The following is a 23,759-nucleotide window of genomic DNA, read 5'->3' as shown; positions in this document are numbered from 1 at the left end:
CCCTTTTGGGAACGCTGTCTATGCCGATAATGAAATGGCCAAAAAACAAAAAAAGTGCCATCTGCATTTCTGCAAATGGCACTTTGGAACACTGTAAACTATGCACGCCTTCGGCATGGCTCTGATACTGTATAGTTGAATTATATCATTCTCAGACCTTTTCGTCAACACGCTTATAACCACGCCTGCGCATACACTACCCTGTTAAGACTTCTTCGGCTCAGCACTATAGGCTGAAATACCCGTGTCCGGCTTTTGCGCCTCCGCCCAACCAAGAAAATCAGAAAAACTATGGATATTGGCTTGCACCTGCTCAATGTAAGCCGCTGGAACCGACTGACTTTCCAGTGACCTGCGCAGCATATCAAGCCGTTTCCGGCAGTATGCGGCACATGCAGCCAGTTTCTCCGGGCTGCATGTAAGTTCTCCGGACTGGATTGCACGCAGTTCGTCTTTAATCGACAGTTCTCTTTTCATCCGAAGCCTCCTAATGATATCGGCCTTCTGTGACTTAGTTTCATTTTCTCATCTTCATATCTGCCACAATTACAAGGGTATCCTCTCGATTTTGACATCTCTTTGAGCCGCATAGTGTAGGATTTGATCCAAGAGTTCTTCATTGATACAATAGCCGTCAATTAGATGCCCATCAGCGCCAAAAGTAAGGCACTCGTTCAGCGCAAAGTCGAAGATTTCATTTTCCACCCACTTGTTCCCGTCAGAATCAAAGGCAACAAGTTGATTATCCCTTATTTCAATACTGATATCTTCGATTTTCATGCTCATGAAGAGAGAATCCAGTGCATTTGCTTCCTCAATGAGGAGTTCTTCCTTGCTTTTTATTGTGCACCTTCTCCCTGCCGCTTCATCAATAGAGTCTGATCGCCCTGTTGTAGGCGTCTTGTGTGCTAAGTATTTCTGGATGATCTCACGGTTCTGTTCGGTATCCAAGTAAAGCCCATCCGGCACTTGTGGCATCCCGAATATGAGTTTGACCCCGTCACGTTCAGCCAATTTTGTAGCATAACTTTCATCTGCAAATTCTGTCCCTACCAAATCTCTAAACACACAGACATAGAGTGCGTGGGGTATGTGAAATTGCTCGTTTGTATCACAAGTGATTTCATATCCCTTTGTCAGTGGCCGCAGTTCCTGAATCGTGTCTTGAAATTCCGCAAATACAATCGCCATACTCTCGTCTTGCGGCACCCCAGTGTCCATATACTGTCCAATTTTTAGAATGAGATCGTTCACTAACTGTTCGCATCTTTCGAAGTCTAGCGTCCCCATTTGATAGTCGTTGATCAGTTTCCGCCTCACAGGGAAAAAGAGTTTATTTCGCAATTCAAAATACTCCATTGATATAAAACCTCCACTCTTCGTTGTTGTATTTCTGCCGGTTCATGCGTGTTTAACTAAACACCATATGCCACGATCTGCCTTTTCGAAGGTTCGGGGATTGATCTGCAGGGTCTGCCGCACCTTTTCCTTCCACCACTGCTGGCTCTGCGCCCGCTTATGTCCTTCCACACGCCGGTAAATCTCTTCCAGCGGTGCGCGGCCATTGCAATCTTCCAGTATGTCGGCAATGATATCCCGCCATGTGGCGCCGGGCATATCCCGAATATCGCTATTCACACGGTAGGTCATCAAAAATGGGATGACTAGCGGCGTTTCTTTCCGCAGCAGCAGAACATATTCATGGACGATGGGGATGAAACGGCCGCCGTAGGTCCTACGGTCGGACACGCAGTTGTGCTGGGCTTTAATAATGATATTTTCCACGCCTGAACAAACCCATCCCAGGTTGGGATCCGAGAGATGTCAAATAGCCTCGGATCATAGCCGTACTGCATCCTCACACTTCCGCAATAGACCGAAAATCGTTTTCTGGATCGCAGTTTAACCTGCTACCATCTGCCATTTGGATATAGCCCTCCACAACTTCCGTTTCCTTGAAAAAGTTGTTGGAGGAGATGCTCCCGTCCTGAAAATCCACAACAACCCCCAAAATGTCGGTGTGGCCGTCTCTATATACCAGCACAAGAGACGCCGGCACATTATCAGGAGCCAGCAATTCATCCTGGGCTACGCGCACACTGACGGAGTCCAAAATGTCATAGTCTTTGGCTTCATCCCGAGTGAAAAATACCTGGATATGCTCAGAAGGCAGGTCATTGATCAGATCCCCCCAGTTATAATCTCTGGATGCACAGCAGTTGCTCCGCCATCCATCCGGGGTCGCCAGCCAGGTTTGGACCCGACTGCGCAGGGTCTGCATCACAAATGTTTCAGTGGAGACAAATTGGGAGTTGCTTTCCTGGAATGCCTCTTTTTCAACGAGGACAAACAGGTTATCGGCCCAGATCTCGTTTTCACAGGGCCGCTCCCGGATCATCGTCAGAACGATGAGCCCCTTTATATCTGCGTCTTCCGGGCTATCTCCAGGCCATTTCCATCCTTCGATGGGACCGGACGTTTCCTTTTGTCCATCTTTCAGCTCATCGTAGACAGCGCCGCAGCCGCAGCACTGAAATGGTCCAAAAGGTGTGTTGCTTTCATAGATGGATGCCTCGGCACCGCCGGGCATATTATCAAGAAATGCACCGGAATCATCCACTAGAATATCCAGATGGCAGACCTGATGGCCCACAAATACCTGCCCATCACAAAATCTACATTTCACAACTGATCTCTCCTTATCTTGTTCTTAGACGGATTGGGCGCAAAGGAAGCCCCCTTGCGCCCGATTCATTTAACTATTTGCCTGATCCGGTTGGCTATTGGGACGCTTGGTAAAATGGTCGAGCGTTATGGGATATTCATGCTCTCTTACCATACCCAGTTCTTTCAGTGCCGTCACAAATCCATATAACTGGTGTGCAGCGGTTTCCGCAGTTGTTGCCGGATAGTGCCTGTTCCCAATCTCCATGTTTAACCGCTGTTCAAAGCGGCCGACGTGCTGGGCAACCCAGCTCCGGCTTGAGGCGTAGAGCGGCTTATGGAAAAACCAAACTCCCTCGTCATCCGCATGGCTGGACACGATCTCACGGCCAAACAACTTTTCCAGCAGGCCGCAGGCCTGGTTCTGGTCAATGCTGTCACTATACAGAAAATGGTCTGTGCTAATGTCCCTCAAATCAAGGCGTTCACAGATATATTCGCTGTCTTTCTCGCTGATCTCACCGTTTTTGTGAAGGACTATATCCCAGTAATAAAAATCGCTTCGTTTCATATGAACCGTATATGCGGCGGACAACAGTGACCGAATCAGTTCATTTAATTGATTCTCCAGGTCTTCCCATTCCAAATGGACTGCCATATAGTGGGTTTCCGCATCTGTATTCAGCCGACGGGCCAACGCATCATAGCCTTCGACCAGCAGAACGCCGTATTCTTCCTCTGATAGGCCTAAGAAGGCTGGAAGCGCCATCTTGATGTCCCACGTATGCCAGAGTTCAATCCAATCTTCGATCATGTTGAAGGAACACTCTCTAGCCTGGAACCGTTCTTTGAATGTCATGATTTCCTCCTTTTTTACAGTAGAGACGCAGCGCAGATACCCGCTCTGTGTCTGCATCGCAGCAGCTGCTTGCTTTTTCCTGTTGTACAGTCTTGGCTAAACCTTTAGGGGCCGGATACTCTATCTCATCAGAGACAAACAGTTCTTCCTGCGCGAGAATATCCCGACCACCGCGAGTTCCGGTCTTACCGTTCATCATCTGTCCGGAAGTGTTCTCCGACATCCAGCCATGTTGCCATACACACTCCGCTATTTTCACATCCAAAGATGTCGCAGTATCCTGCCACTTCTGCCGGTGCTTCCCCAGGACCAGACTCGGCATCCTGGATTCTGTATCTTTTCCCGGCAGTACACATCAGCACACCGTCGACCACCAGATCCGAAATACAGAGATAAAACCCATTTGCGTCATTCTTTTTATTGCGCATAATATCGCTCCATTCTCCTTGATTCCCTGTTACAGCGGCCTATATCAACCGCCGTTTTTCACATCTTGCGAACCGACCTCAATCGGTTCATCGGACAAAACGTTGACATAACGGCTGAACATCTGGACCAGGCTTTCCTCGGTCAGATCTCGTTCTCTATCTGTGATTTCCCAGGGGTAGCAGGGCTGATAGATGAGATAAGTCGCACCACTGGAATCATCACAGGCAGTCAGACGTAGGCCTTCCGCCTCCTCAATGACCTGCTGTAAAATCGTGGCAAGGCCCAGATAGTAGACCTGGTCAAAATCCATATAGTCATCCCAGTCTGGTTCTGCAATATCTAACTCCGATAACCAGGCACGAATCTTCTGATCCAGTTCCGGCGCCAGTTTCAGCAGCGCCTGCAGCCGCTCTACGCTCTGCTCCTTGATATCGTCCACACGAATCCCGTATCCGTAGTTATGCCATGTACTATAACTCATTTTTGGTCCTCCTTCTGAATGGCTCTTTGTGTTTCTTTGAGTTTCCTGGCGCGCAGTTCCTGCTCACTGAGAAACAGCGCATTATTCTTCCAGATGTATTCCCGCGCATAGTAGGTCAGCGCACCGCCCAGGGCACCCAAGGTCTGCATAGCTGTTAAAGAAGTCTCCAGCGTCTTGTAGGTGCCAAGATGCCAGTCCTTCTGCGGCCCATCCGGGCGGATACGCCCAACAGCATAGCAGTCGAGATAGATCCCCTCATTTCCGCCCCAGTTCACCTGGGCAATGAAATAAAAGTCATCGCAGCTGATCTCCTGCGGAGTATCGTACCGTTCCGGGTTGAAGTAGTCCACAATGGCCTCCGCCGCGGCATAGTGTCCATCGGTCACAACCAACTGGTGGATGTTCTTCATCAGTGTCTCTCTGGTAATGCGGTCAATCTTGAGTTTCAATTCAGGGTCATCCTCCAGATACTCCTTGCAGTACTCGGCTGTTGATGAGCCTTCAAATCTGCGTCGGATTTGTGCGGAAGTATGTCCGCACCCCAGCGTCGGATCGTTGTCGGGTCCAGTAATATCCCGCCACACGCAGCACCAGCACATCGGTTTTTCCTGCTTCACTTTCTTGTGCCTCCTGTCGACTTTTTATTGCAGACTATTCATTTTGAATAGGGAAAGGGAGCAGGGAATCCCCTGCTCCTCTCTCCATGCGGCTATATCAAGCCGTCAGATAGTGAATATTGCGCCCCACCGCACGGGTAATTGTCATGTAATCCGGGACATAATCCTGTTTTTCAGCGTTATCTTCGGGATCATCATGTACGATGATGGCTTCTCCCGGCAATACAGTGGAATTACGGCTGGGGTCGTAAATACTCTCCGAAATATCAAATTCAACTTCAACCGCATAGCGCCCTTTCATATCTCGCATATAGACACACTTAGTATCCCTGCTGAACAGGTCAAGGCGCTGATTTTCTGCAGACACAATGCCTCCATCCTTGAGGTAAAGCGTGAGATTATACTGCTCGTCATGGGTGTTGATGATATTCAAGTCCTGAATGGCGGCTTCAAACGACTCACCGGAGCGAAGTTCAAATGCAATGGATCGCAGGCAGTCATAGTTCAGGGAAACTTTGTTGGAGAAACGAATTACCTTCTCAATCTCGTTCTGGTATTGACCGTCTAGTTTATCCGTAAGATACTGCCGGATCTCTTCCCCCGTAGGATAGCCGAAGCGGAAGTGATAATGGAAGCGGCCCGGCCGGTTCACCATATAGTCATTGAGCCCATGCAGGCTGTTGCAGGTGATAATAAAGAGTTTTTTCCCCTGCGATGTGCCGTCAAACAGGCTCAGAAATGTGGATTGTGGATCGGAATCATGATTGCTACCAAAGGTTTTGTCAAACTCGTCAAACAGGAATACAACCTCCTGTTCAATGGACTCAATGTAAGACGCAATGCCCGGGAAAGCCTGATCGACAATGATAACTGGGTATCCCGCCTCCACAGCTTTGGCAGACAGGAGGCGTGCGAAGAGTGATTTGCCGATGCCCTTATCGCCGCTCAGGATCACGCCCAGGTTCCGTTGGAATACCTTGAAGGACCGGAGCACTTTCTCCGCTTTTTCCGGGTGAACGCCATAGACCGGTTCCTTGACCACAAGGTCCGGACGCACCTTCAGGAAAAAGCCCGTCATTTGGCTAAAACAGACCGTATAGGTCTGGGCCGGGAGGCCGTCATAGGCCTTGAGTGTGTCATCGTAAATCTCATACCGAGAGCCGATGCTGATTGCTTTCATAACCATTTCTCGCTTTCGTATTCAAAGTTTATTTGCTGCTCATACAGCAATCTCAATTTCCTTTTCCCGCCCCCACTGTTTGAGAAAACGGTATTCCTGAGTGGTGAGCGGACGCCGGTTCATACCTTGAGCCTGGCAAATTTGCTTGCCGCTTAATTGCAGAGTGACTAGCGACTCTTCCGGAATATCGCGGTACCGCAGGAACAGGATATGGCACTCACCATTGGCCACACGTTCGATATACTGTCCGACACAGTGACTTAGATTGATACCTTCTTCTGCCAGTTCCTCAGGTTTAGTGGGAATCACAATACTGTATTTGCTCCCAGTGTAGGCCAGATCCTTGATCGCCTCGCTTTGTTCAGAAAAGTTTTCGCATGTAGCGATCAGTTTCGCCTGATTGACTTTCAGGGCCATAATATCGTGCTCTGTTTTGAAATGCGCCGGGTATTTCTCCTTGACTTTCCCGTAAAAGCCCTGCTGCATCTGCAGATAATCCATATACTCTTTGAAAAACGTGCGTTCCACTGAGGAGTAGCCCTGGGCATATAGATCAAATAGGATATAGTCGATAAACCGGCGCAGGTTAATGTTGTAGGGAGATTCCATGATTGTCTTAAATGATACTATCTCCTTGGATGATATCGCGTTGTTATCATAGTAGTTGGTGTAGTGACTGGAAAAATTCAGTTCTGTAATGCCGGACTGAACCAATTTCTCAGCGAAGTACATCGCCTCGTTCGCGCCGTGATGCCGCTCGATCCAGAAAATGACCGGAATGCTTGGCTGATATTTTTTCCGGTCAGACATATTGGGGAACATGTTATATAGGCGCATGAAAAGCTTGCTGTTCTGCTCCCAAAACGGCACATACCAGTGCGGGTAATGTGTACTCACCAGCACATTGTGGCGACACATATCCATCAGTTTCTCATCGGTGATCACATTCATAATGAAGTCTACAGACTCACGGAATACCGTGTGGAGCCAATGCACCTGATGGAGTGTGATACACCTCTCCTTCAGGTCCCGCAGGAAGGAAGACAGGTTGGTCTCTGTGAGCGGGTCAACATGATCGGTTTTGCAATCTTTGATGTAGAAGATGCCTTTGCTGACCAAAACCACCAGTTCACGGTCGGTCTTCAGTGTTCGCCGCTTGACGATGAAATCAGTGTTGTTTTCGAGCACAACCTCATAGTCAATGGTGACTTTCGCTGATACGCTATCCATATCAATGATGTAATCCTTCAGCATCACAGTCTTAGGATTTGTTTCGCTCTTCATTTGAGCAACCTCCTTAATTTAATAATTTTTGATGACAACTACCTCCTGCGGTTCAATAGGCGGCGGCGTAGTCTCCGGGCTATACAACTCGCCGTTGTCGATATGCTCCGTTGTGGCGGCCATGTGCCGAATTCTCTCTAACTCAGTATCCGGGACCCAACAGTAGAGGTTTACCTCACGGTTATACCGGATATGCGCCACCATAGGCCACTCACTGCCTACCCCCACCCGGTTGCAGACAGTGATCCCATTTCCCATACAGAAAAAGCCAAGATTCCACCGGTCTTTCTCCTCTTTTTGCGCCTGGGCTGTGCAGCCGAGACAGGCCTCGCACATACCGGTCGCCTGGGCTGTGGAAACAGCCCAGGCGGGATCATTGACACACCTCCTCACGGTTTATCCTCCTGTTTGTCCTCCTTCCAGAGACCTGCGGCAGCCTCATGCTCATAAAGCCTGCGGCCTGTCAGAGCCAGCAATACGCCGTCAGGATCCATTTGATCATACGCTTCCAACAACACACGAGCTTTCTTCTCATAAGGCCTGTTATCATAGATCGCATGACGCCTGATTTCAGAAATCAACCGCTCTAGGTTAGCGTGTGTTTGCGGGAAGGTCTGGCAGCGGCATTGTTCGGGTGTCTCATAACAAATCTGCCCACGCAGTTTAACCCACACTCCATCAACAAATTGGTGTCGCCAGTAAGTATTGTCTTCACCGATATAGGAAATGCAGCCTTCTTGCGTATAGGGCACAAGCATGTCCAACACATCCATAACCGTACGCTCGTCATAGTTACCGCTATAGGTCATTTCGATGAAGAAATCGTCCGTCTCCATGCCACGCTCAAGTTCGACAAAGCCGACATCGTTCAACACGGTTGTCAGCCACCAAAGCGGATCATCGTAGCGTTTCATTTGGCATTTTCGCCTTTGATATTCTCCTTGGACACTTTTTGCCATCTGCTCACCACATTGGCTCATTTCCTCGCTGCAGAGCCGGTCATATCTGCCCAGCAAATCATCGTATAACTGTCGCCGTGCGGTATCGGAAGGAATCCGCAACATGATAGAGCCCGAACCTGTTGTGTAATAACTCATCTTTCTATACCCTCATCACTGATTGGCTTGTGGTGCATACTGCACAGCAAGATAGTAGTCCCGCAGTTTGTCCAGCGCCGTCTGAAAACTGCATTTCTCAGCCCTTCTCACCGGTCTTTTGCCGTCCAGATAGAGAACGATGGCTTGCCGCTCTTGAGGCTCTAGCCGGGACAGCGCCTGCCGCAGGTGCAGTTCACTATCCTGCTGCTCCTCGAAAGATGCCTCTACTAAAGAGAATCCATATTCCTCTGCCAGTTCCAGCGACCAGACACTGGTGCCAAAACGGTCAAACGCAGCTAAGCCATGCGGCTTGTGCCTCTCCTTAATGTCCAAAATAGCGTACTGCAGTTTTGCCCAGATATGGACTTTGATAGAATTGGACCGACTGGGGTCGAAAGATTCGATGGCCCGCAGTGCGGCAATAGCCAGTTCCTGATAGACATCGTCGCGGTCCAGATGCAGTGCAAACAGCAACAGCCGATGACGGTGCATTGTCCGGTTGATCAGTTCCATATTCTCTATAAAGATGTTATTTCTAGTAATGGCATCCATGTTGACGCTCCTTCCTTAAATGGGCAGGGCAAGGCCTGGAAAGGCCTTGCCCTGCAACTGTTGTAAACAGATTTGATTGTTCCTTGCTATTGGCCGTTTCAGCCGTGTAAATTACGCAGAAATTTGCCCAGTGACCAGCGGAAGATCGCAGAACAGCCAATACAGTTCATCTGCCAGCGCCGGTGTAGACATCCCTTTGTAATACCAAAGCAGCCGCGGATTTTTTCCGTCCAACGCAATCACAACTGGTAGTTTGCTACACGGCTGGTATGGGAGCGGCATCACATCCGCATAGAGCCCGGCACCGTCGAGTGCCGTGTCCAGCAGCGACTTCAAGTATTGTGTGATGCTGCTTGTTTCATCGCTCACCGGCATGCGGCAACAGACTGTGGCGGCCGTGATGGCAGACCTGAATTGATTGCGCATTTCCTTTTCAGCCATCATTTTACTGCACCTCCTGCATAAAGTAAGGTTAAGGAGCGCTACGTTATGCAGCCCACTCCTTACTGTGGTTAAAAGCGGATAAACTGCTTAATGATGCCGGCCAATTTGATCGGCAGTTTTGTGAGGTCGGTGATGTCCAAATAAGCATCGCCGTAGATGCGCTCGATGTTCTCCTTGTCTGCCCCAATGGCCGCCGCAACGAAGATAATCCCTTTGCGCTGGTACTCATGCTTGATCCCGCGCAGATCTTCCTCTGCTGCGGTCCCATAGTAATTATAATCTGCGGGTTGTCCATCAGACACCAACATCAGCAACTTGATATCCTCTGGCCGACGCACTAGTTTTTCCGCCACATAGCGAAGCGCTGCTCCGTCGCGGTTGCTGCCCCGAGCCGAAATATCCATCATCCGGTACCGGTCATCCCGATCAATGGCCTCAAACTCCGCATAGGAGTATAAATCAACGCGGTCGGAGGTGGAATGTCCATACACGGTGATGGGAATGCCCAGTGCCTGACAGAAATCGTACAGAATGATTGCTGTTGATCTGGCATAGGTGGCCCGATCATTCCAGGACATGCTACCAGACTCGTCCAACAGCAGTCCTACGCACAGCGCAGGCATTTCGTTGGGGAGCGCATTTTTATAGAACACACGTGAATCTGTCCGGAACAGTGCGTGAGAGTCCAAACGCCGTCCCATCAGCAAACTTGTCTGTTTTCCCCCACGCCGGCTGTCCTGCATCTGCTGCAAGACGGACTTTTGTAATTGCCTGGAAATGTGCAGCAATTCACCGGCAATGGACTGGTACTTCTCTTTCATGTCATCGCTGACAGAAGCAATGCGGTGTACCGTCTTATTGACGCCATCGTGGATATCCCCATAGGAGATGCTCTGAGCGAGTTCCGTCAGTTCCTCAGTACGCTGGCGCTCTAAGTCAGTGGTAACGCTGTCCTCGGCGATACGGTTGAGCAGCCTCTCAATATCAGCAGCTGCTCCCGTATAGCCTGAACCCTCATAGTCGTCATCCCGCTCTGAGGTACCGCCCTCTGGAGCGGACACCTCGCTGGTTTCCTGTAGAGGGATGCGACCGCCTTCCTGGTCTGATACCTTCTGGTGTGAGGGTGTTGGACCGCCGCCCAACTGTACTGCCGTCTCGTCGCCCGCGCTCTGATCACTGTCGTCTGTTTCCCCTGCTGCGCCGCCGGCCGAAGTCTCTGTTTCCTCCTCGGACTCAGGTTCTTCGCCAGCGCCAGAGCCAGTTTGGGCATCCTCGCCTTCGTTTTCCTCACTGTCGTTGGAACTGGCGGCTAACGCTGCAGTTGCAGCGCGCTGCTGACCAGTCGCTGTTCCGCCAGGACTGGACGATGTGCTGCCAGCATCCACCGGGGCCGTGTCGCCGGATCCCTCCTCACTGCCCCCCATGAGAGAAGAGAGGAGTTTGCTCAGCAGGTTATCAGAATCTCCGGAACCACTGCCGCCAGGCGCGGTGTCTTCTGCCTGGTCCTTACAGAACTCCATGAAGTCCTTGATATAGGACCAGCACCGGATCAGGATCAGATTGGCAGTGCGGCATCTGTCCTTGTAGTCCCGGCTGGCCAAAGCCGTATCCAACTCGCTCAGAAGAGAGAACACCACCTGTATACGCTCATCAGAAAGTGGCGTCCCACCATACTTGAGTTCACCCCAGAGCATATAGGATAACATGGCGTTTCGGATGGTCATCCAGATATGCCCGCCATCCTCCTCGCGGTCGATCATATCCTCAATGGTAGGAAAATTTTCGAGTCTGTTTTTGCGCCACGCCCGCAGACTGCTGCCCAAGATGCCGGGGTAGTCCATCAGCATCCGATTTTCGATATAGCCATCCTCCAGGACGTTCAGGATGTCATGGGATATTCTCCCCAACAGGCCGACATTCTTTGGATCTGCTTTCTGGTAGGCTAACAAATCCGCTTCCGCATCTCGCTCTGCAGCATTTCGCAGGGGCGGATTCTCCGGGAACCACCTGCCGATCTCTTGAAAACTGTGATAGGACTGCGATGCAAGAAAGTCCGTATAGAGTACATGCCCAAGTTCATGGGCGAATAGTCCGCAGACTTGTTCGTACCGCGCCTGCCGCCCCTTCTGCCGTGTCACCTGAGGATTGCCGGCATTGATCTGGATCAGGGCATTATCCGTACAGGCCAGGCTCGGATTCTTGGGCTTCCAGATGATGCTGCACTTTACCCTGCGCCGATAGCCGTACCGCCGTGTCTGTGCGGCGGCAATATCCGCGAAGTGATTGGCCAGGATACGCGAGGTAAAAAACTGGCGGTCAGTGATTTTCGACTGCTTCTGTGCAATCAACTGCTTGATTTTCTTATGACTCACTCTTGCCAAGAGTAGCGGTCCTCCTTTCCTTTTTTCTTTCGATCAAACTGCCTTCTTTTGTTTGGGTGCGAAAATCGGCTCCAACACAGTGGTAAGCAGTGCGGACCGGTCTTCTTCATCCGATGTGGCCTTGCTCACGATGGTATAGCGCGCCGAGGTATAGGGGTCCCCTGTAATCTCTGTACTCATGATCCAGTCGATGAGACTGCGCATACCACAATTGCCGTCTGAGATCCCATTTTTCCGGCAATAGTCGGCCATATCGCATACCACCTGTACCATGCGTCCGACCAGGACATCATCTTCACAGCCGGTAATGCTCATGGCGCGCTGCGCCATGATTTCCGGCTCCGGCAATTCGATATCCTGAGTGAGATTCATGCGGTCAAGAACCGATTGGTTTACGCCGCGGCAGCCCTCGTAACTGACATTGGTAGTCACCACAACCACTGCGTCCGGATGACGATGGATCACCTCGCCGGTTGGCAGGGTAATGGACCCTTTTTGCTCTAAAAGAGAGTTGAGGCCAACCAACACACCAGGCTGAATAATCGTGGTGGGCTCCTGCAGTTCTACTAAATATCCATGCTTGAGCGCACGGATGAAGTCCGTTTCGATGTAGGTAAAGGTCTGCCTGCCGTCGGATGACTCCGGCTGCACTTTGCACAGTTGTTGCAGTTTATTGGTGACCATCTCCATAACAAGGCTCATACAGTCCTGTGACGTTGCATCGGGCTTTTCCATGCCGGAGAGTTTCTGGTATGTGCCGGCGGGGTCATAGTCCATGTCATCCAAATCGGGCAACCCCATGAGTTTTTTCACATTCTCATAGGTAATTCCGCCCATCTCTTTGAGCTGTTCCCGCTGTTGGTCCAAGTCAGCATCGCCAGTAGAAGGTCCATCTGTGTCAGGAAACACCTGTCCGACAAGGTCAAATATCTCCGTGCCGGCAGAGCAGGTGTACTTCATATACGGCAGGTTCAGCCCGGCCGCAATTGCCCGGGCCCCCTCTGTCTTTCCTGTACCAGCAGGGCCGCGCAGCAGGAAGTTTCGCATGGGCAACGACCGCCCAGTAGATGCTTTCGCGTGTTTACAGATCGTAATGACCTCCTCCGGCAACACATACCAAGGCTCCAAAACAGGTACAAGCGCCTGTTCATGAGGCGTAAGAATGCGTGCCGGATTCAAGACATATTTGCCAATGAAATCGCTGTGCGGCGTGGCCTCCTTAATCTCCAATTTTACGGGAGCGCTGGAAGTGGCCAGAATTGTGAACATACCAGCCAGCACGCTGTCCGGCCGGAAGTTCCCCGCATCAATATGAGTAGTGGAAACCCGCATCAGGTTCCCCGACCCGTCGATATTGACCGGCAGATGCGCACCGCAACTGCTATCGCTGACCCGCCGGTAGGCGTTATCACAGAGAATGGCCAGATCATTCGTCGACTGATTGATATCAGGGAATCCCAGTTGATATTGTTTTTCGAGTTCCATCAGGTGCTCTTTGAACTCGTCATCCACCATCAGGGCCGGGAGCATCGCCATGAGAACCGCCGCGCCATCCCGACCATTATTCCGAATAGCGTAGGTTTCGATCATCTCCGTATCCTTGTTATAGAGACTGGCAAGGACGGAGCCAGAAGCAGGCTCGTAGACGGCCAAATGGTAGTCATCAGGGCCGGAATCAGACTTATATTCCGCCACGCCTTTGGAACCGCAGAGCCCAACGGCGCCGGGTTCTACGCCATACTTACACTTGAAATAGGCCAAGACCGCCTTAGCCACAGTGCAGCAGAGCGTGGACTCCGTCCCATCTCCATACTTGGAGGATACCTTGACCTTCCGCTTGACCTTATCAAAAGGCTCGGGTAAGGGTCTGGAAAAGGAAAACAGTTTTGAACTCATTGAGATCACGCTCCTTATTTTATTTTGATTTGTACCTGAATGCCATCCGCCAGAGGCTCAGCTGAGGCAAATCCGTTGCGCAGCAATTCCTTGCAGATGAGCGGCCAACTATCACCGTGGGGCAGTTGGCTGGCAAAAATGCGGAAGGTGTCTTTGCCTTGCGCAATTACCTCATTGCACTGTGCATTCAGATTTTGCAGATTTGCGTCCACCCATTCAAATGCTAAGAGTCCATAATCTACAGTTTCCTGCCGTGGCTTCGGCGCATCATCCTCCTCTGATTCCAGTTCTGTCTCAGGTACAGGCGGTGGCGTTTGCTCCGCTGCCGTATAGTCAAGGCCGCAAAACTGCAAGTGGTTTACCAGAACCATTGCCATTCGATAGCCTCCGGCGCGGTTGAGCAGGATAATCAGTTCTCCGCCCTTTTCAAAACGCTCCCGGGCATCTGCTGCTGCCCAAATCCATTTGGCGTCAGGGTACCGGGCAACGATCTGCTCAGTGATCCGCCTCTGCAGTAGCGAAAATGCGTCGGCCAGTACCGTTTCCTCCGAAACTGGTGCAGGCAGACCCAAAAGCAGCGGCGATGGCGGTTCGGGTTGCTTTTCCAGATGGAACAGCAGCCATAGCGCATAGGCAAATACGCCGATCATCATCAACAGCAGAATCGGCCACAGCCGGGTGGTAAATACCAGCAGCGCCATCAGCCCCATGATCGTCAGCACCTCATTTCTCTTTTGCTTCTTTTGCTCGCGGGTCATCCCGCATTACCTCCTTCTGTTTTGGCAGATAGAAATATACCGTGCTCTCTATCTTCCCTAGGACTTGCCGACAGACGAGTGTTGCCAGCAGCGCATTTTCAGTGGTCTCTTTGCCATCCAAGAGTGTAAGAACCATCTTTTTCTCCTCAACGTCTTGAGATGGAGCTACCGCACTCCTGAAAGTCTGTTTAGAGGAGCATACCTGCATCTGATACTGCCGTCTGTATCCCAGAACGGACTGCAATTGCCGTGTCTGCTCCACAGTCATTGTACCGCGGGTCAGCCGGCGCAGAACCATCTCCAGTTTCTTGGCTTTGCTCTTTGCGCTTTTCTTCCGAAATAACCGGTTATTCAGCCCCACCCCTCCTAAAATGCAAAAAAGAGCGCACATGGAGTGGATGGTTCCGACTTCATGTGCGCTCTTTGACGCTTATAGTTATATTTTATTGGCTCTGCCAGTTGCATACTCAGCCTGGGAAATAGGGATTGTTCCCGCCACTGAAACTCTCGTAGCCCGTAAAGCCTTGAGGCATGGCACCAGACGAAGCAGGAGGGGCCGCCGGCGGTTGAGACTGTCCAGTTGCAGGATAGGATGACGGCTGGGACTGCCCAGTTGGGTAGTCCTGCTGCGTGCCTTGTCCGGTTCCATCCTGCGCTCCGCCGTTCTGCCCTTTTTTCTGGCCGCTTCCACTGTAGGAATACTGGATGTCATCCAAATTGATAACCGGACTGGAGCGTTTTTCCTTGCTTTCCTTGTCTGTCCAGCGCTCCTCGTCATAGTCACCAAATATTGTGACGACCGATCCTTCTTTGAGTTTCATCTTTTTGATGCGTTCACAGATCTCACCAAAAGCCTTGATCTTCAGGTTGACCCACCGGTGATTGTTCTCCTCACGGCTATCATATTTGCGGTTTCCGACTTGGAAAACAGCAAACTCGCCGCCGTTCTCGCTATTGAAGAAGCGGATCGCCGGTGCGCCGTCATATCCTTTGGACACAACGGCATCTGAAATAAAGATCTTCATCATGGTGTTTTTTCTCCTTTCCGCAGGTCATGCCCTGCATTCAAACGATTTTATTTCAAACCCGTGTTTTACGGGTAGAAAACAAAAAAGTGCCAAACAGCGCAATCGCGCTATCTGGCACTGTGCAACACGGGAACTTTGATTTCTCAACGAAAACACGGTTACTATTGACTTGATTATATCACGGCAAATAGTAAAGGTCAATATTCTCCCGCGCATGTTCCTCTATCCTGTTTCCAGAATCCATCGAATCTTCACGCCTGTGGGATACTTTTCAGGAGTTCGCCGCGGGCGGTTACGGCAATTCCACCCCAATGGCCGGGCCGATGTGAGCCCATCCCGCAGAAACCCGACTGCCCGCAAACTGCTTCCTGATTCCTGCGGCAGCGTATAGGTCACAAACCGATGGTATCCCATCTCCTTCCCTACACGAATGGTAGCTGCGCAGAGTTTGCTGGCGGCGTGGCGGTACACAGGGTCACAACATATTCGATTCAACTCTAATGTACGTCCATCGTTTAGCGCTCTTGCCTTTGGAATACTGGCAATGGCAACGCCAATTCTCGCTCCGTCGCCGGCAACTAGGCCGATGGAGAATTTATGCCCTTGCGGGGCGGAACAGTGGCGATGGTTCTGGCGAACAAATTCCATCGCTTCCTTGATAGACACCGGAGTAATATCCATCGGGGTAATCAGACTGAACCGATCTCCATCGGCATAGCAAAACCTTGGCCAATCATCGTCAGGCTGGCAAATCAGAAAACGCCCCAGCCTGTGAACCACCGGCCAACTGATTTCCCGCTGCTTATCATATACAGAAGTACGTTTTTCCTGTGGAGAAACCGCTAAAGCCATTGGATCAAGCGAAAGAACCGGCCGCTTGACTACTATCGCATTCGTCAGATCGTAGTATTTTCGGTCAGGACTCCCATAGTGGTATATCTGCATATGGACCGGCAGTTTCCAGTCCAATGCCTCCATGATCCGCTCAAACTGTGCTTCTGAATAGGTGGCGCTATCCCGGTACCACTTCCCCTGGATGCGGTAGTTGAAGATATGATAGATCATACCTGTTACGTCACCTTTCCCCGTATCGCTGGCACAACGGCCAGATAGGAATGCAGCCGATGGATACCACGCCACTCATAAAGCGGCGCGGTATCTGCAATATAAAGAGTTAGTGCATCTCCCTCTCGCACTGAGATATGCCGGTTGCGAAGTACGACCAGCAGAGCTTTCCCCTCGACTTCCATCAACATCGCCTTAGGCCGCAGACGCAACGGCGTACGCTCTAACTTCAACACCGTGCCTTCGAGCACAAGATACTGCCCGCGTCGCCCGATGTTATAAAGTCGGAAGGCACTGAATGCCAGTAAAACCGCACACAACAGGAACGGTACGGAGACTGTTATGGAAAAGAAAAGCATCGCCAGGGCAGCCAACACAAGTGTCAGCACAGAAAGCGCCGCCTGTATCAGCATCTGGTGCTGAAGTGCAAGTGGGATATTACAAGCATCCTGTTTCACACCCATTTCCTCCTCTACACCAAAAAAAGCCTGCCCATGCGCAGGAGACGGAGCAACGACATCACAAGGGCGTCCCGTGCCGGGGACCATTCCATCTCTGATTCAAGCGTTCCATCCCAGATCAACTCTTTAGAAGAATAGATTTGCTCAGTGAGTTCCTGGCGGCCCTGTTCTCCCAGCAGCGCAGGCACCGGCTTTGTGCCCTGCTCCTCCAGCCGGATCAATTCGCTGGCGGTCAGCCGCAGTCCTGCCTGTTCAATCCAAGTCCAAATGCGACCGTCATAACCCGTCTGTACTGGTTTGGTATCCGAATCGAGTTCCGGACAGATAATACAGCCGGACAGGAGCCGGTAATGTGCCAGATCCCCCCGCTCCTTCGTGGTGGCGGCCAAGCCGGACTGCTCCAATCTCCGGATGTAGTTCTCTTTCCCGGCAGGCACCTCCTTGGGTGCCTGCTGGGCATTTGTCCATAGTCTCGCCATCTCCGGCCCCAAAGCAAAAACTTTTCCGCAGTGGGACACTCGAAATTCTTCGGTTGATTTCTGAACGGCTAATCCCTTGGATAAGTACATCATGTTATTCACCCCATCTTTATTTGCGTTTGCCCTATTACACAAGAGTGGGGTCCTTTTTACAACAGTGCCATAAATGCAATGGCCAGCAGGATGACTCCAAGCGCCCCTGCCACCAATAAGATGACCTTCTTAATCAACTCCGGATCCAAACGGTCTCTTTGCTGCCCAGCGTCAATGGGCTTGACATCGTTATAGTACCCATCATAGTTGATATCCATAGGGTTCTTTTTCTGTTTTGGTGGGTGCTTCGATGCGGGGTGGGAGCCCTGCCGCTTTTCTGCTCCTATAGAGCGATGTTTCCGAAGCGGAGGCATGGATGTGCTTTTTGCCCCATGTACTGGGATTTGTTTACCGCACTCGGCGCAAAAAGAGGCGGCGCCTCCTACAAGGGAAGCGCCGCAATAGGGACAGAATTTCATAATACCGACTCCTTCTTCCAATTTGATTTCCAGCGTAATCGCTGTCCGTCGCTTAACATAGGAGTAGATATTATGATTATAACATCAAAACATCCGCCTGTCACCCGCGCCAGACTTGCCAGTTCCACTGCCATAAATACTGCCAAATACACTCGCAAATCCTACTTGCCGTGCTGGCTGTACCGACTGAGGTGGCTGTGCCGGCGGCACCGGCTGCTCCGGTGGTTTCCTCGATGCAGAGTCTTGTGCTGGCTGCGGCGGTGCCTGTGCTTTTGACCGTCCAGACGACTTTTTCTCTCGCTCATTGATCCGTGGCCCATGGATTGCCCCCCACTCCGCAGTGTATTTGGCAGAGAGCCAGGCGCGGTAGTGCTCCGCCGTGGTCAGCAGTAGTTCGTTGAGCTGGCGCCAACTGAGGATCACAGAAACATGCTGTTCAGGGTTTGCCCCAAACTTGGGGACAATCAGTCCGGTTTTGTTCTCCTCCCCTGGTCCGCTATCCGCAGTGAGAAAGTAGTCGGACTTGCTTGAGATCGTCAGTTTTACGACCCGGGACAGGCTCTTCCCGTCTGACCGAGATTTGCCGTACTTGGCCAGCTGTTTTGCCGAGGTGGCGCCCAGATGTTCATATAGCGGCTCCTGCTTTTTTTCCTGCTTATATTGCTGCATCCGCATATGCAGGGTGCCGGAGGCAGCCTCCTGAGTCAATGCGAGAAATTCTGGCACATCAATGTAGATATTGATATTACTGGTGTATCGGCTACCTTTCGGCAGTGACGTATCATAGGATACAAATTGCAGATGGACTTTTTCCAGATGGAAACAGTCATTTTTGATCTCCACAAAGCAACCTCTTGCATCTTTTCGAATGATTTGACCCCAATTATCTGCGGACATGGTTTTGCTGTCATTCTCCATATCAGATCACTCGTTTCCATTTTATAATAAATCCGGCATTTTCGGTTTGTCGATGGAACTGTCCTCAGTTTCTTCCGCTTCCAAACTCCAAAATTTTCTGCACAGTGCGTTGAGCTGTTCCGCTGCCGATTCAAACTGGGGCATAAACTCTTTTCCCGTGTCATAGTTAACATAGAGAAGGCTAAAGATGATGTTCCACACCATCTCAAGCGTTCTCGATGGAAAATGGAGATTTTCCATTTTATTCACCATCACACTTAGATTTGCGGTTACTACTGTCCATTCAAGGAAAAAATCATCCTCTTCCGGTATCTGAAACCTAGCCAACCAACTGCGGATTGTGTTATGCCTTTTTGCTGACCCACAATTAAAGTCATTGAGCACATAGCGAACCTTGACGCAATCTTTTGTGACCTCCATGTTTTTGTCCAAAACACCTTCAATGGATGCGACACGCCCTACAGGAAACAGTGCGCAGGCTGTAGGCTTGCAGTCATGGACACTGCAGCGTCCATCATCCCGTAGCAATGGACAACGACGTTGCGGGCCAATTGGCACCATATGGACCAGCGGAATCCGGGACGAATATCCAATCGATACCTCTCCGCACTCCTGGATGACATGCTCTGTGGTCTTACCAAGTTTCTTTGCGATATTGTAGATATCTCGGGCAGTAAACAAAACGGTATCTTGGTTTTTACAACACTTGCCGCAATGGCGGCATTTGAAGTCAAATTCCGAGTCCAAATCCAATAGAGACTGCTCCAATTCTTCCAGCGAACTGCCCTGCTTCAACAATGCTCTGATATCCATAGCCATTCTCCTTACTAATAGACTGCGGGAGCATCCGCTACTCGGATACTCCCGCAATGATTGTGCTCTGTATGGTCTCCGACTGTTCGGGCTTCGATGCCGGCATCAGCCAACATCTGTAGGAACTCCTGTTCTGTGCAGGCTTTCCCTGATCCCTCATCAATAGATTTGTGTGTATTGCTCCGCTACCTCAGCGATGCGCTGGAGCGTGGAGCGCCATGCGGCATCTTCAGATACCTTGGCATCATCCTTGTCCAGAATCTCAACCTCGACACCGGTCAAGGATGCACAGGCGTATACTTCTTGGACACGCCCGTCTTCGACCACGACAAAGATAGTTTTATCTGACTGCTTTTTGCCTTTCACTGCGTTCGGCTCAGTTTCCAAATCATTCACCCCCCCTCACAAGAAATGAAAAGAGGGACGCACCTCGGCGCCCCTCCTTGTGGCCCGAAGGCCCATATATATAAAAAAGCGCCCAAAGGCAAGTCTGCCTTTAGGCGCTTTGAAACACGACTACTGATGACTGTAGATACAGTCAACGGATACTTTATGGCATTATTATACCTGACCACAAGATGAAATGCAAGCCTTATCCGATTACCTCTCCATATCGAGCGAGGATTGCTTTTTGTGCTTGAATGCGTTATATTATAAATATCAGTATCTGTGCCATATGGCAAAGTACACCGTGTTTCATCCATGCCATCACCCTGGGGGCGATGGCATTTTTGTTTTTTGCCAACACTGGCAACAAAGTGAGCGGGATATCCCTATCCCTGCTCACTTTTTTATATAGATTTGCTTCCGGCTCGGAAGCATTCCCTTTGCTCCGGGCCGCAAGGCCCGTTCATTATAAAAGCCTCAGATCATCTAAAAATGAAAGGACTGGTACCATGAAATATCTCGACTTGGCGCAGATTTTTTCCGCACATGAGGCAAATCATCCACGATATCATCTGGATGGGCTGATCACGTTCTCTGACTTTGGTCCGTTCGAAAATCCCAGTTATACACAACTCGACCGCACCTACGCGGTCAGCAGCAATAACAAAGCCTTCCTGCCCAACCGCCTCGGTTTCTCCATCTTTGGTACATGCCTGAACGGCAAAGATCCCCATGTCAGACTGGAACACTATATGCGTCAGCCGAATGGTTGGGTCCCCGGCGAGTGCTGCCTGATCTTTTATCAGTTGCAATGTGTCAGTGACCGGGAATTCTTACAGCCGTCTCTTTATCCAACCCAGCGGCAGGCCATTGAGTCCATGTTGCAGGACTTATGTACCCACGGCCGCTTGGAGTATGACGATGTGCTGACCGCCTTTGATAACGGCAACGGTCAAATCAGCAGCAACGAGTTTGAAGCCTCCCGATCCTCTGCCTGGCTCAATGCTGGTTCTGCGGGTAATTGGGACTGGGTGATCCAGCCCATCTACCTCTATGACACGAAAAAACTCGCTGTAGGAGTTCCTTTTCCAACGCCGGAATGCAATCATGGCACCTCCGGTCCTTCTGAAAAGCAGAAAGACAATAAAGGCGGTGTCTAATATGGGTACAAAAGGGATTCAGAGATTCCACTGTTCAAGGTGCCCGCATCGGTTGACTTATCTCAAGGGCGAACCCCGTCAGGAAGGGTATATCGTGCTGCAGTTTGGTCAGCAGTATTGCACAGCCGGAAAGAAATACCGTATGTTTAAGAAAAAAGATCCCAAAATCTACCCGCCAAATTGGTGTCCAAAACTAAAAAAGCCATGTGAATTTCGTGTTTATGATTTCAAGGACGCAAACACATGGTACTTGCACACCCTACTCAAACGCAAATCGCCTCCCGACGGGTACCAGTACGCCGTGCGGTTATCTGGGACAGTAAACTTGACTCCTTCAGCATTCTTTTCCATGGCGAAGCGAAAAGGTGCATCTGAACTTTTGGGGGTCATGGTCAAAATAGGGGAAATTGTAGAGATCGACGATGGTCTTACCAGCAACTGCTTCTATTTGACGCTGAGCGGTGTGAAATATCTGCCTTATTGGGATACGGCCCGTGCGCGAAAAAACGAATATGCTTGCAAAAACACCGATAACTGACGAAAATACATGCGCACAATCAAAATTGGAGGTTTGATTTATAATGGAAAACATCACAAAAGGCCCAAACATTGTATTTTGCAAAATCTGTGGTGCTATGCTAACCTGGGAGCATCCTGAGGGATCTGGTCATTATCAGGCATCCAGTGATTTTATCGGTGGCGATATCTGTCGCAGTTGCTTGGCTGAGCGGCAGGAAACTGGTTGTTCTACGCCTGAATTTCCATATAGCGCGGGCCAGACTGGTGACATTTCTGAATCAGTGGAGCATGTTCAAATCGCGCTTTTCCAGGCACCGTTTGCTTCTCTGCACGAGCACGGGCTACTTATAAAGATGTATGACTGTGAGCAGCCCTTCTCCGGTCCTGTCCCGTCACAGTATTATATGCCTGTGTTCAGCGGAGAGATTGAGATCCGCGGTATGCTACCCAAGGAGCCTCAATTGCGCACATCCTATATCTTAGAGCAGTTCTATTGTCTCTATAACCGAGATGACCGCCCAAATCCGATGACCAGCCGCAGTCTGTCCGTGGGCGACGTAGTACAGTTGGAAAACCAATTTTTCCTTTGTTCTGCCGCCAGTTTTATCCCGGTTGCGTTTGAGCCGGTAGCGGAAACAGCCAAGACCCCCGCAGACACTCTTATCATGCCAAATGGCACTGTACTCCAGGTCAAAATATGCTCTGAGGACGAATACCCTTGCATCAACATTGACCTCGTGCAAGCAGATGGTGAAAACGAGCGAGTCTGCTTCGTTGAACACAATCCTGAAAAAGAACTGGGGCAGGAATTGTGCATCGGCGTCTATTGCTCCACAGAGGAAGACACTGTCTATTACGGCAGTTATAACCAGGGTGATAATCATGCAGAATCTCTATGACCCGCCAGATCTCTGTGGCATAGATACCGAATCAAGTCTGCGCCTCTCATCTATATCCACATTCCATTCTACGAACAAAGAGGTAGAACCATGGGAAAATTCAAGGATCTTACCGGCCAAACATTCGGGAAATTGACAGTTATCAAAAGAGTAGAAGATCAGAAGGCCGGACGCCCAACGTGGCTGTGCCAATGTGAGTGTGGTAATTTGACAACTGTATCATCCACCCGCCTCATGCGGCCTAACGGCACAAGGTCATGTGGCTGTCTCAAACACCAGCGCTCCCCCTCCCTGATTGATCTGACAGGTCAAACTTTTGGACGCCTGAAAGTGCTACGCAGGGATGAAACGGCACCCGGCAGCCGCATAAAATGGATTTGCCAATGTAAGTGTGGTAATACGGTTTCTGTTTTATCTTCCAGCCTTCGCAATGGGAAAACAAAGTCCTGCGGTTGCTCTCAGTCTCCAGTCAAGTATGACCTGACTGGTCAGGAATTTGGGTATCTCCTTGTCATCGGGCGTGTGACAAATCCGCACATTCGAAGCCACGATGTCCGGTGGAAGTGCTTGTGTCGGAATTGCGGCCGCATTGTCCAAGTCGATAGTTACTGGCTTAGGACCAGTGACCCATACGGTCACTGTAGATGTACGCGATTCAACAAGCCCCAAAACACTCACGACGGGTCCCAATAAAATTTGTGATACGGGTATTGTGACCAGAATTCTGCATTTACATTGCATCGGCCTAAATTGCTAAGCGGGGTGCCAGTCGGCCCCCGCTCTTTTTATGTCGCCATGCAGCAAGCATATTTACATCATTGGATGGCGAATTTTGCCAAGGATGCCCGTCTCTGTCTGCAACGCCTAAAGAGAATC

28 protein-coding genes are annotated in these 23,759 nt (G+C 50.4%); 3 read left to right on the top strand and 25 right to left on the bottom strand.

Features of this window, described 5'->3' with window-relative positions; translation table 11 throughout:
• Window positions 1-204: 204 nt before the first annotated feature.
• From KJS55_RS11560 to KJS55_RS11440, 25 genes are all read right to left on the bottom strand, one after another.
• The gene (locus tag KJS55_RS11560) at window positions 205-477 is read right to left on the bottom strand and encodes a hypothetical protein (protein ID WP_050624428.1); all 273 of its coding nucleotides are present in this window, start codon (window positions 475-477) and stop codon (window positions 205-207) included.
• Window positions 478-546: 69 nt separating this feature from the next.
• Entirely contained in the window at window positions 547-1,359 is an 813-nt protein-coding gene (locus tag KJS55_RS11555; RefSeq protein ID WP_055180056.1) for a hypothetical protein, read from the bottom strand.
• A 42-nt stretch (window positions 1,360-1,401) separates the two neighbouring features.
• A complete protein-coding gene (locus tag KJS55_RS11550; RefSeq protein ID WP_055180053.1) occupies window positions 1,402-1,785 on the bottom strand; it encodes a hypothetical protein in 384 nt (127 codons plus the stop codon).
• Window positions 1,786-1,858: 73 nt separating this feature from the next.
• Window positions 1,859-2,686 (bottom strand): hypothetical protein, encoded by an 828-nt coding sequence (locus tag KJS55_RS11545; protein ID WP_110440990.1) that lies wholly within the window; start codon window positions 2,684-2,686, stop codon window positions 1,859-1,861.
• Window positions 2,687-2,755: 69 nt separating this feature from the next.
• On the bottom strand, window positions 2,756-3,523 hold the full coding sequence (locus KJS55_RS11540) for a hypothetical protein (RefSeq protein WP_055180049.1): 768 nt from the start codon (window positions 3,521-3,523) through the stop codon (window positions 2,756-2,758).
• Window positions 3,524-3,708: 185 nt separating this feature from the next.
• Complete coding sequence (locus KJS55_RS11535; protein WP_050624423.1) at window positions 3,709-3,951, bottom strand: hypothetical protein; 243 nt, start codon at window positions 3,949-3,951, stop codon at window positions 3,709-3,711.
• A 44-nt stretch (window positions 3,952-3,995) separates the two neighbouring features.
• A complete protein-coding gene (locus KJS55_RS11530) occupies window positions 3,996-4,433 on the bottom strand; it encodes a hypothetical protein (protein ID WP_055180046.1) in 438 nt (145 codons plus the stop codon).
• On the bottom strand, window positions 4,430-5,050 hold the full coding sequence (locus tag KJS55_RS11525) for a hypothetical protein (protein WP_213543356.1): 621 nt from the start codon (window positions 5,048-5,050) through the stop codon (window positions 4,430-4,432). Before KJS55_RS11525 ends, KJS55_RS11530 begins: the two co-directional genes overlap by 4 nt.
• Window positions 5,051-5,147: 97 nt before the next feature.
• Entirely contained in the window at window positions 5,148-6,230 is a 1,083-nt protein-coding gene (locus KJS55_RS11520; RefSeq protein WP_050625470.1) for an AAA family ATPase, read from the bottom strand.
• A 39-nt stretch (window positions 6,231-6,269) separates the two neighbouring features.
• Window positions 6,270-7,514: a PcfJ domain-containing protein gene (locus KJS55_RS11515; protein WP_055180041.1), complete on the bottom strand. Its 1,245-nt coding sequence runs from the start codon at window positions 7,512-7,514 to the stop codon at window positions 6,270-6,272.
• 18 nt (window positions 7,515-7,532) lie between these two features.
• Window positions 7,533-7,907, bottom strand: a complete 375-nt coding sequence (locus KJS55_RS11510; RefSeq protein WP_055180038.1) for a hypothetical protein — start codon at window positions 7,905-7,907, stop codon at window positions 7,533-7,535.
• Window positions 7,904-8,611 (bottom strand): hypothetical protein, encoded by a 708-nt coding sequence (locus tag KJS55_RS11505; protein WP_050624418.1) that lies wholly within the window; start codon window positions 8,609-8,611, stop codon window positions 7,904-7,906. The genes KJS55_RS11510 and KJS55_RS11505 overlap by 4 nt, the downstream gene beginning before the upstream one ends.
• Window positions 8,612-8,626: 15 nt before the next feature.
• The gene (locus KJS55_RS11500) at window positions 8,627-9,163 is read right to left on the bottom strand and encodes a sigma factor (protein WP_055180036.1); all 537 of its coding nucleotides are present in this window, start codon (window positions 9,161-9,163) and stop codon (window positions 8,627-8,629) included.
• Between the two features lie 111 nt (window positions 9,164-9,274).
• A complete protein-coding gene (locus tag KJS55_RS11495) occupies window positions 9,275-9,607 on the bottom strand; it encodes a hypothetical protein (RefSeq protein ID WP_055180034.1) in 333 nt (110 codons plus the stop codon).
• 68 nt (window positions 9,608-9,675) lie between these two features.
• A complete protein-coding gene (locus KJS55_RS11490) occupies window positions 9,676-11,979 on the bottom strand; it encodes a cobaltochelatase CobT-related protein (RefSeq protein ID WP_055180124.1) in 2,304 nt (767 codons plus the stop codon).
• Window positions 11,980-12,021: 42 nt separating this feature from the next.
• Complete coding sequence (locus KJS55_RS11485; protein ID WP_055180032.1) at window positions 12,022-13,884, bottom strand: P-loop NTPase family protein; 1,863 nt, start codon at window positions 13,882-13,884, stop codon at window positions 12,022-12,024.
• A 14-nt stretch (window positions 13,885-13,898) separates the two neighbouring features.
• Entirely contained in the window at window positions 13,899-14,642 is a 744-nt protein-coding gene (locus tag KJS55_RS11480; protein WP_055180030.1) for a hypothetical protein, read from the bottom strand.
• A 467-nt stretch (window positions 14,643-15,109) separates the two neighbouring features.
• Window positions 15,110-15,670 (bottom strand): single-stranded DNA-binding protein, encoded by a 561-nt coding sequence (locus KJS55_RS11475; protein ID WP_055180028.1) that lies wholly within the window; start codon window positions 15,668-15,670, stop codon window positions 15,110-15,112.
• A gap of 222 nt (window positions 15,671-15,892) precedes the next feature.
• Window positions 15,893-16,735: an XF1762 family protein gene (locus tag KJS55_RS11470; protein WP_050624411.1), complete on the bottom strand. Its 843-nt coding sequence runs from the start codon at window positions 16,733-16,735 to the stop codon at window positions 15,893-15,895.
• A 5-nt stretch (window positions 16,736-16,740) separates the two neighbouring features.
• Window positions 16,741-17,193, bottom strand: a complete 453-nt coding sequence (locus KJS55_RS11465) for a hypothetical protein (protein WP_055180026.1) — start codon at window positions 17,191-17,193, stop codon at window positions 16,741-16,743.
• Between the two features lie 14 nt (window positions 17,194-17,207).
• Window positions 17,208-17,675: a hypothetical protein gene (locus tag KJS55_RS11460; protein ID WP_148336139.1), complete on the bottom strand. Its 468-nt coding sequence runs from the start codon at window positions 17,673-17,675 to the stop codon at window positions 17,208-17,210.
• Window positions 17,676-17,824: 149 nt separating this feature from the next.
• Entirely contained in the window at window positions 17,825-17,986 is a 162-nt protein-coding gene (locus tag KJS55_RS17385) for a hypothetical protein (protein ID WP_228300522.1), read from the bottom strand.
• A gap of 285 nt (window positions 17,987-18,271) precedes the next feature.
• A complete protein-coding gene (locus KJS55_RS11450) occupies window positions 18,272-19,030 on the bottom strand; it encodes a hypothetical protein (protein ID WP_213543355.1) in 759 nt (252 codons plus the stop codon).
• A gap of 96 nt (window positions 19,031-19,126) precedes the next feature.
• On the bottom strand, window positions 19,127-19,918 hold the full coding sequence (locus KJS55_RS11445) for a YkgJ family cysteine cluster protein (RefSeq protein WP_055180021.1): 792 nt from the start codon (window positions 19,916-19,918) through the stop codon (window positions 19,127-19,129).
• 159 nt (window positions 19,919-20,077) lie between these two features.
• Window positions 20,078-20,305, bottom strand: a complete 228-nt coding sequence (locus KJS55_RS11440; protein ID WP_055180019.1) for a hypothetical protein — start codon at window positions 20,303-20,305, stop codon at window positions 20,078-20,080.
• Window positions 20,306-20,814: 509 nt separating this feature from the next.
• Here KJS55_RS11440 and KJS55_RS11435 point away from each other — a divergent pair.
• From KJS55_RS11435 to KJS55_RS11425, 3 genes are all read left to right on the top strand, one after another.
• On the top strand, window positions 20,815-21,465 hold the full coding sequence (locus KJS55_RS11435; RefSeq protein WP_055180017.1) for a hypothetical protein: 651 nt from the start codon (window positions 20,815-20,817) through the stop codon (window positions 21,463-21,465).
• Between the two features lie 94 nt (window positions 21,466-21,559).
• Window positions 21,560-22,003 (top strand): hypothetical protein, encoded by a 444-nt coding sequence (locus KJS55_RS11430; RefSeq protein ID WP_148336137.1) that lies wholly within the window; start codon window positions 21,560-21,562, stop codon window positions 22,001-22,003.
• Between the two features lie 43 nt (window positions 22,004-22,046).
• Complete coding sequence (locus KJS55_RS11425; protein WP_145996908.1) at window positions 22,047-22,883, top strand: hypothetical protein; 837 nt, start codon at window positions 22,047-22,049, stop codon at window positions 22,881-22,883.
• Window positions 22,884-23,759 lie beyond the last annotated feature (876 nt).

The sequence above is a fragment of the Pusillibacter faecalis genome (assembly GCF_018408705.1).
Classification (GTDB): Bacteria; Bacillota; Clostridia; order Oscillospirales; family Oscillospiraceae; genus Oscillibacter; species Oscillibacter faecalis.
Note: the sequence above shows the minus strand (reverse complement) of the source record. Positions and strands in the feature narration are given on the sequence as shown.

Excerpts from the sequence above, each read along its gene's own strand:
- KJS55_RS11505 (WP_050624418.1), bottom strand. The coding sequence starts at position 8,611 with ATGAGTTATTACACAACAGGTTCGGGCTCTATCATGTTGCGGATTCCT.
- KJS55_RS11460 (WP_148336139.1), bottom strand. The coding sequence starts at position 17,675 with ATGGCGAGACTATGGACAAATGCCCAGCAGGCACCCAAGGAGGTGCCT.
- KJS55_RS11555 (WP_055180056.1), bottom strand. The coding sequence starts at position 1,359 with ATGGAGTATTTTGAATTGCGAAATAAACTCTTTTTCCCTGTGAGGCGG.
- KJS55_RS17385 (WP_228300522.1), bottom strand. The coding sequence starts at position 17,986 with ATGGATATCAACTATGATGGGTACTATAACGATGTCAAGCCCATTGAC.
- KJS55_RS11530 (WP_055180046.1), bottom strand. The coding sequence starts at position 4,433 with ATGAGTTATAGTACATGGCATAACTACGGATACGGGATTCGTGTGGAC.
- KJS55_RS11540 (WP_055180049.1), bottom strand. The coding sequence starts at position 3,523 with ATGACATTCAAAGAACGGTTCCAGGCTAGAGAGTGTTCCTTCAACATG.
- KJS55_RS11560 (WP_050624428.1), bottom strand. The coding sequence starts at position 477 with ATGAAAAGAGAACTGTCGATTAAAGACGAACTGCGTGCAATCCAGTCC.
- KJS55_RS11500 (WP_055180036.1), bottom strand. The coding sequence starts at position 9,163 with ATGGATGCCATTACTAGAAATAACATCTTTATAGAGAATATGGAACTG.
- KJS55_RS11425 (WP_145996908.1), top strand. The coding sequence starts at position 22,047 with ATGGAAAACATCACAAAAGGCCCAAACATTGTATTTTGCAAAATCTGT.
- KJS55_RS11535 (WP_050624423.1), bottom strand. The coding sequence starts at position 3,951 with ATGCGCAATAAAAAGAATGACGCAAATGGGTTTTATCTCTGTATTTCG.
- KJS55_RS11485 (WP_055180032.1), bottom strand. The coding sequence starts at position 13,884 with ATGAGTTCAAAACTGTTTTCCTTTTCCAGACCCTTACCCGAGCCTTTT.
- KJS55_RS11515 (WP_055180041.1), bottom strand. The coding sequence starts at position 7,514 with ATGAAGAGCGAAACAAATCCTAAGACTGTGATGCTGAAGGATTACATC.
- KJS55_RS11475 (WP_055180028.1), bottom strand. The coding sequence starts at position 15,670 with ATGATGAAGATCTTTATTTCAGATGCCGTTGTGTCCAAAGGATATGAC.
- KJS55_RS11445 (WP_055180021.1), bottom strand. The coding sequence starts at position 19,918 with ATGGATATCAGAGCATTGTTGAAGCAGGGCAGTTCGCTGGAAGAATTG.
- KJS55_RS11470 (WP_050624411.1), bottom strand. The coding sequence starts at position 16,735 with ATGATCTATCATATCTTCAACTACCGCATCCAGGGGAAGTGGTACCGG.
- KJS55_RS11435 (WP_055180017.1), top strand. The coding sequence starts at position 20,815 with ATGAAATATCTCGACTTGGCGCAGATTTTTTCCGCACATGAGGCAAAT.
- KJS55_RS11495 (WP_055180034.1), bottom strand. The coding sequence starts at position 9,607 with ATGATGGCTGAAAAGGAAATGCGCAATCAATTCAGGTCTGCCATCACG.
- KJS55_RS11480 (WP_055180030.1), bottom strand. The coding sequence starts at position 14,642 with ATGACCCGCGAGCAAAAGAAGCAAAAGAGAAATGAGGTGCTGACGATC.
- KJS55_RS11520 (WP_050625470.1), bottom strand. The coding sequence starts at position 6,230 with ATGAAAGCAATCAGCATCGGCTCTCGGTATGAGATTTACGATGACACA.